The 8,641-nt window shown below is 37.4% G+C and carries 1 protein-coding gene; it reads left to right on the top strand.

Going from position 1 to position 8,641, the window contains the following annotated elements; translation table 11 throughout:
* Positions 1-902: 902 nt before the first annotated feature.
* Positions 903-8,641 (top strand): hypothetical protein (locus tag B8T70_RS22355; protein WP_086896284.1); only part of this gene is annotated, 7,739 nt, incomplete at its 3' end.

Raw genomic sequence — 8,641 nt, 5'->3', positions numbered from 1 at the left:
TTTTGTACGATTTTTTGTCAATTATTATTTAACCTGGATGCTTATGGAATTTATAATTACTTTTTTCAGAAGAAATAAATTCTTCTTTTCTTTATTCTTTACTTCATTAGCATTCAATTCAAAATTAAATGTCATATCTAATTTTGTTAGTATAGCTAGAAAGCAATTTTTCCTTTTAAATATTTTTATAAAACAACTGATTTTTTGTATCCCCAAATTAAATAATCAGTATGTTCAATATAGGCGTGATTATCGATGTTGTCTATTCGATAATAATACGTAGTTAGTATTATTAATTTGAGTCTTCAGTCCCCAGAAGCGTAAATCGACTACTCAAGTATTAGTAATTAAATCTATTTATAAAATCAATAGATCTTAGTTTTTCGCATTTCTTGTAGAACTCTGTTTCTTTAAGATTATCGTGTGAATTCTTTCTTGTACTTAAAATTGTCGAGTTAAAATTTCTGTTTTTTATTTTTATGGATGACCATATGGAGCATCGCATACAGGCTTTTAGTGCCTTATGGTAACCAAAAAATGACAAAAGTAGAATCCCTAATAAATACATTAATCTCTTAAAAACATTTTTATGAAATTAAAATCTACTTTAAATGACTCTTGTAAACGTCTTTCTTTTTTTAGCATTCATTTGACTTTTAAATTTTGTCGAATTAAGGAATCATACGCTTCTTCGCGAATTGAGTTTGCAACAAATTCTGAGTAATTTTTTATAGACCTTAAAATTTAGATGTTTTTAACAGCATTAGAATGTATTTCTGATGATTTGTTATTATGGCTTTTGTTTTAATAATCTCTGCGTAAATACACAAGAGAGGTTGTTGATAGAGTTGCCTATTTATCATATTGGAATTTATTTATCACTTTATTAATCTTTCAGGAATATGAAAACATTTTTCTTAACAATAAAAAAGGGGGCATTTCTACAAAATTATTTGTGGTTGTTTTTGATATTAATTCCCTTTTCGAGCTCATTTTCACAGACTTTTTGTAAGCCGACTTCACAGACCAATAGTACAGGTGGATTATTGTGCGTTGGTATGAGTGTAACGACTCCCAATGATGCTTTTGATGGAAGTATGGCTACTTATGCTTCGTTAACAAATGCTGTTGGTTTACTCTGTTTTGCACAAGAGACATTAAGTTTTAGTCAGACAGCAAAAGCGGGAGACCAAATTGTTTTTTATTTAGGTACAGGAAACGGATTGTTGGATGTTGGTTTATTATCTAATGTCTCTGTTCAGGCTAAAAATGGAGCGGCTGATGTTGGCTCACAGGTAGCCTTAAATAGTCCATTATTAAACCTTCAGCTGTTACCTGGTAATGCAATAGCAGCTGTAACATATACATTGCCCGGTGATGCAAATGGTGTAAGAATTGAAACTGGAGGCCTATTAAGTTTATTAGTAAATTTAAGAGTATATGAGGTGCGTTTGCAGTTTGCAGCGCCAACTATTACAGGAGGCCAATCACAATCAGTATGTTATGGGCAATCGGCAGTTCTTTCTGCTACGCCTGGTGCTGGAACAACATTGGCTTGGTATAGTTCAGCAACTTCTACTACTGCACTTTCTAATACTAATACATATACAACACCAGCTTTAACAGCTACAACTACTTATTATGTAAGCGTTTCAAGAGGTGTAGGTTGCGAAAGCGATCAACGAATACCTGTAACAGTAAATGTTCTAAATCCTCTATTACCTGCTATAGATAGTAGCGGTACTGCAATTTGTTCTTCTACAGCTACGCAGGCGACTACATTATCGGTGATAAGTCCCGTACCGGGAACAACTTATTCCTGGTTTAGTACTCCAACAGGAGGTGTTGCTATAACTACAGGTACTACATATACCCCTACAGTATCAGCGGGTGTGACTAATTTTTATGTTGAGGCTTCGATAGGAGCTTGTAAGACAGCAACAAGAACTCCGGTTAGTGTTACTTTAACTCCAATTCCTGCTGTGGCAACGGTATTAACGCCAAGTGTCTCAATATTAACGGGACAAAATGCAACCTTAAGCGCTTCGACATCAGAGTCTGGCGTTGTTTTGGATTGGTATGATGTACCTACAGGAGGAACTTTATTATTGGCTAGTTCTAATACTTTTACTACTCCAATACTAACCGCTACCAAAACATATTATGTTGAGTCGCGTAATGTTGCAGGAGGATGTGTAAGTGCTACCAGAGTACCGATCGTTGTAAATGTTTCAACTAGTTCGTTGGGAGGATGTTTGGATGCAAATAGCCAACAGACAGCTCAAAACGGACTTTGCTTATTATGTTCTTCAAGTAATCCTAATAATTCGGTTGATGGTAGCAGCAGTACAGCAGCTACATTATCAGTGCCTGTTGGTTTAGTTACTGGTTGGATTCAACAAACACTACAGTTTAATAACTCAGGTCAGGCCGGAGATGTTATTACAGTTGATTTAGAAATTCCAACTGGACTTTTAGATATAAGCGCCTTAAGTTATATTTCATTAGCTACCTATAATGGTGCTACCTATAATAATGATAGGGTAGCTGTAAACAGTTCTCTTTTAAATATTCAATTATTAACGGGTAATCGTTTTAAAGCAAGTCTTACAGCAGGTTCAGCCTTTGATCGTGTTGAGATTAGGTTAGGAGGTTTAGCAACATTACTAACAAATCTTAATATTTATGGGGCTTCATATAAATTTAAAGCAAGAACTATAACTGGAAATACGACAATTTGTAGCGGACAAACAACAACGTTAATGTCTAGTGCAGCTTTAGGTGAAACGATTAAGTGGTATGATGCTTTAACTGGAGGAACTTTATTGAGTAGCACAGCTGCTTATACAACATTACCTTTAACCGTGAATACTACCTATTATGTTGAAGTTACTCGTAATGGTTGTGTGAATAGCGAAAGGAATCCTGTTCTTGTAACAGTTAATAATCCTGTTGCTCCAACAACGGTTGTGGCTACACCTTTAAATGTATGTAGTGGAGAATCCACAATAATAACAGTTGATTCCCCAGTTGCAGGTACAACTTATAATTGGTATGATGAATCTGCAGGTGGAAATTTGGTATTTACAGGTACGACTTATACGACACCAGGTTTAACTGCTTCTGTAACTTATCATGTTGAAGCAGTTATTGGAAGTTGTTCAAGTCCTACACGTACTCCGGTACATGTAAATGTTAATCCAATACCAGCAGTACCAACTGTAGGATCATCAACAGTATTTATTCAATCTGGACAGAATGTTACTTTGCAGGTTACGAATCCTGTTACAGATGTAGCTTACGATTGGTATGATGCTCCAATTAATGGAAACTTACTATCATCTGGCACAACCTCATATACACCATCTCCTGCTTTAATAGTAAATAAGAGCTTTTATATTGCAGCGAGAAGTACAACTACAACTTGTACAAATAGTACAAGGGCTGTTATTAATGTTGTTATAAGTAATTCAATCAATTCTTGTTTATTAGCTAATTCACAAGTAACTTCAAAAGGAGGAACAACAGGATGCTTATTATGTGATTCAACAAATAACGGAGCTTCTGTGGATGGAAATAATGCAACTGCTGCCAACCTTTCAATTCCTGTTGGTTTACTAGGGGATTATATTCAGCAAATGTTGAGTTTCCCTACAACAGGGCAAACAGGTGATATTATAGATGTTGAATTAGGAATTCCTGTGGGACTTCTTGATATCAGTGCTCTTTCGAATATTACTTTGCAAAGTTTTAACTCAGGTGTTCCTAATAGTGATCAAGTTGCTATTAGTTCGCTTTTAAATGTTCAACTATTAGGAGGAAACCGCTTTAGAGCGAGTTTTACAGCAGCAGGTCCATTTACAAGTGTTCAGATTCAATTAAGCGGATTAGCTACTTTATTGACGAGCTTAGATATTTATGAGGCTTCTTACAGATATCCAAATGCTTCGATAGCAGGAGCATCATCTCCAATTTGTGCAGGACAAACTACTACATTAACAGCTACGGCTACGGGTACACAAACATTTACTTGGTATGATGTAGCAACTGGTGGGACTGCTTTAGCAACTAATACAAATACTTATACAACGGGATCATTAACAGGAACTAAAACATTTTATTTAGAAGCTAGTCGTGGAGTTACACCGTGTTTGAATACTAATCGTCAGGCTATTACAGTAACAGTGTTGCCTATTCCTACAGAAAGTGATATTACGATAACAACTCCTTTAACCGCTACTTGTGCGGGAGGTGCTGTTTTATCTCCAACATCTACATTTGCGGGAGCAACATTTAAATATTATACAGATCAAAGTAAAACTCAGGAAATTATAACAGGGACTACTATTGTTGCCCAACCTGGAGTTACCTTCTCCAAAGATGCTTCAACAGGTGCTCTTACAATTAGTGGACTTAATGCTACTGATGCACCTTATAAATATTATGTTTCGGTACTTAATGGAGGTATTTGCGAAAATATAGACGGAGCTTTAAAAGAAGTTGTAGTAAATTTTCCAGTAGGCTCAGCTTTAACAGTTACAGCAACTTTGGCTGGTTGTGCTAAAGTAAATTTAAAAGATGCGATCACAAATTTTGATACATCAGGAAATACAACATATACTTTCTTTGATTCATCAAACAATCCAATCACAGAAGTTGCCGCAGGGAATATTACAGTAAGTGGTGATTATTGGATTCAGGCACAAACAATCGGTGTTGATTGTCCATCTGTAAAACAAAAAGTAACGGTTACAATTAATCAGTTACCTACTTTAACAGCAGTAACAAGTTCGGTGGTTGTGAATTTAGGTGATTCTGTACCTTTATCCGCAACTTCAAATGGAACTGTTACGTGGTATGATCCATCAGGGAATGCTATACCATCAAATAATACAGGCGCACTTAATACTGTTGGTGTTTTTACTTATACGGTAATTGCGAGTAATGGAACTTGTACTAATAGTCAGACTATTACAATTACTGTTATAGACCCAGCTAGTTGTGATCCATTATTAGAGAGAGAATATGCTACAACTCAACAGTGGGGAACTATTGTTACAGGAACTGTTACAAATAAAGCTAGTGCTGTAGATGGTAATCCACAAACCTATTCTACAATAACAACTGGTTTAGGACTTTTAGGTATCGGAACAACATGGCAAAATCTACAATGGCCAGGAACAATAACACAAGGTACTCCTGTAACAATTAAGTTAGGTTCAGATTATAGCGCTGTTGCACTGGGACAAAGTGTTACTGTGGTAGGAACTAAACGTGATGGACTTGGAAACCCAATTGATATTGGAACTTTACAATCTATATCGGGATCATTACTAAATTTATTATCAGGTCAAAATTCATTCGAATATACATTTGTTCCATCCGATGCTACAGGGCCTAAAGCTTATGACGGTATTCGAGTACAAATGGGGTCAATTTTAGGTGTAGCACAAAATATTAATGTGTATGATGCTTATTATGATAAGCCAGTTACTCAGATAACTTGTGGACAAGGTGATATTGAAGATGTTTTCTTTGGTGTAAAAGACTTAGGAGTAGGCGCATTAACAGCTACTGTAGGGGTGACAGACCCATGGAATATTGCCGATGGTGATGTTGCTACTTATGCTACAATGTTTAGTGGAGCAGGAGTACTTGCTGCTGCTCAGCTTACAGCAACTTTTAGAACACCATCGATGGTTGGAGATAGCCTTAGAATAACAATTTCTAAACCTGGAACGATTTTAAATCTCAATTTACTTACAGGATTTAATATTCAGCTTTATTTAGGAAATACTGCTGTTGGTGCACCGATTCAAAACGATAGTAATTTATTGTCTTTAAGACTACTTTCGGGAGGTACAATAGCAATGACCGTTGTTGCACCTCAAACTCAACCATATGATAGAGTTACAATATCTTTAGGAGGTGTAGCAAGTGTGTTAGACCAACTTAGAGTACATAATATTGACCGTGTAACAAATACTAAAGTTCTTGGGGGAGACATTAATAATATGGTCACGGTCTGTCCTGGTAGCAATATAACATTAGAAGTGCCCCCTGCCAATTGTTCGACTTATAAATGGTATGACTCCCCAACTGGAGGAAATTTCCTTGCCGATGGTCAGACATATACGATTCCAGCTACGTTAGCAGCAGGTACTTATAAATATTATATCCAACCAATTCGTTATGGCTGTGCAGCTCTTGCGAGAGGAGAAGTGACTGTAGTTGTTAGAGCTACAACTCCTGCAGCAGCAGTAGCAAGTGTAACAATTAATGGGGGAAATAACACTATTATTTGTGCTGAAGATGGAAAAGTAACATTGAATGCAACTTTAGCTGCTACACCAGTACTTACAAATCCAATATACTACTGGTATAGTTTTGATGGAACAACAAGTCAGTTGGTTCCTGGGGAAACAATTTCTGAATTAAAGTTAACAGGATTAGCTCCTGGAACTTATACTTATTATGTTGGAGTAAGTTCAGATGAGTTTTGTGAAACAGTTTCAGGCGATAGAAAACAAGTTACGTTCACAATATTGCCAACATCTTTACCAACAGATATTGTAGTAAACAATGCTTCTATTTGTCATGATACTGATGCTGTATTAACACCAACAAGTACTTTGGGAAGCCCAGTCTTCTTTTGGTATTTTGATGCGAATAAAACACAGCCTATTACTGATGGATTAGTGGTTGATAATGTCACTTATGCAGTTAGTAATGTGGGAGTTTTAACAATCTCAGGGTTAACAAAACTTATGAGCCCTTTTTCTTATTATGTTGCAGTAACAAGTGATTTTACATGTCAAAATAAAAATGGTGAACTTCAAGTTACAACCGTAACTGTGATCGACCCAGCTACACCAACTACTACTGATGATACTCAAGATTTCTGTCTGGTAAATACGCCAACAGTAGCAAATCTTCAGACAAATGAGACTAGCGTAATTTGGTACAACGTTGCAACTGGAGGAGCGGCTTTAGCTCCGACAACAGCTTTAGGAAACGGTGCTTATTACGGAGCAATCTTAGACCCAATAACAGGATGTGAAAGTTCAGTTCGTTTACTGGTAACAGTTACTGTAACAGATCCTGCAACACCAACTACTACCGACGCTACTCAAGACTTCTGTTTGGTAAATGCACCAACAGTAGCAAGTCTTCAGGTAAATGAAACTGGCGTAGTTTGGTACAGCACCGCTACAGGCGGAGTGGCTTTAGCGCCAACAACAGCTTTAGCTAATGGAACATATTATGGAGCAATCCTTGATCCGGTAACTAATTGTGAGAGTTCAGTTCGTTTACTGGTAACGGTAACCATAACAGATCCTGTAACACCAAGTACTACTGATACTACTCAAGACTTCTGTTTGGTAAATGCACCAACAGTAGCAAGTCTTCAGGTAAATGAAACTGGCGTAGTTTGGTATAATGTTGCCACTGGAGGAATAGCTTTAGCACCAACAACAGCTTTAGCTAGTGGAACTTATTATGGAGCAATCTTAGACCCAATAACTAATTGTGAGAGTTCAGTTCGTTTACTGGTAACAGTAACAGTAACTGATCCAGCTACACCAACTACTACTGATGCTACTCAAGACTTCTGTTTGGTAAATGCACCAACAGTTGCAAGTCTTCAGGTAAATGAAACTGGCGTAGTTTGGTACAGCACCGCTACAGGCGGAGCAGCTTTAGCGCCAACAACAGCTTTAGCTAATGGAACATATTATGGAGCGATCCTTGATCCAGTAACTAATTGTGAGAGTTCAGTTCGTTTACTGGTAACCGTAACCGTAACCGACCCTGTAACACCAACTACTACCGATACTACCCAAGACTTCTGTTTGGTAAATGCACCAACAGTTGCAAGTCTTCAGGTAAATGAAACTGGCGTAGTTTGGTACAGCACCGCTACAGGTGGAGTTGCTTTAGCACCAACAACAGCTTTAGCGAGCGGAAGTTATTACGGAGCGATTCTAGACCCAGTAACTAATTGTGAGAGTTCAGTTCGTTTACTGGTGACAGTTACAGTAACTGATCCAGCTACACCAACTACTACTGATACTACTCAAGACTTCTGTTTGATAAATGCACCAACAGTAGCAAGTCTTCAGGTAAATGAAACCGGCGTAGTTTGGTATAATGTTGCCACTGGAGGAACAGCTTTAGCGCCAATAACGGCCTTAGCAAGCGGAACTTATTATGGAGCAATCCTTGATCCGGTAACTAATTGTGAGAGTTCAGTTCGTTTACTGGTAACAGTTACAGTAACTGATCCAGCTACACCAACTACTACTGATGCTACTCAAGATTGTTTACTGGTAACAGTTACAGTAACTGATCCAGCTACACCAACTACTACTGATGCTACTCAAGATTTCTGTTTGGTAAATGCACCAACAGTTGCAAGTCTTCAGGTAAATGAAACTGGCGTAGTTTGGTATAATGTTGCCACTGGAGGAACAGCTTTAGCGCCAACAACAGCTTTAGCTAATGGAACATATTATGGAGCGATCCTTGATCCAATAACTAATTGTGAGAGTTCAGTTCGTTTACTGGTAACCGTAACGGTAACTGATCCAGCTACACCAACTACTACTGATGCTACTCAAGACTTCTGTTTGGTAAATGC

Source organism: Flavobacterium sp. AJR, assembly GCF_002156885.1.
In the GTDB taxonomy this organism is placed as follows: Bacteria; Bacteroidota; Bacteroidia; order Flavobacteriales; family Flavobacteriaceae; genus Flavobacterium.
This window is presented reverse-complemented; position numbering and strand designations above follow the sequence as displayed.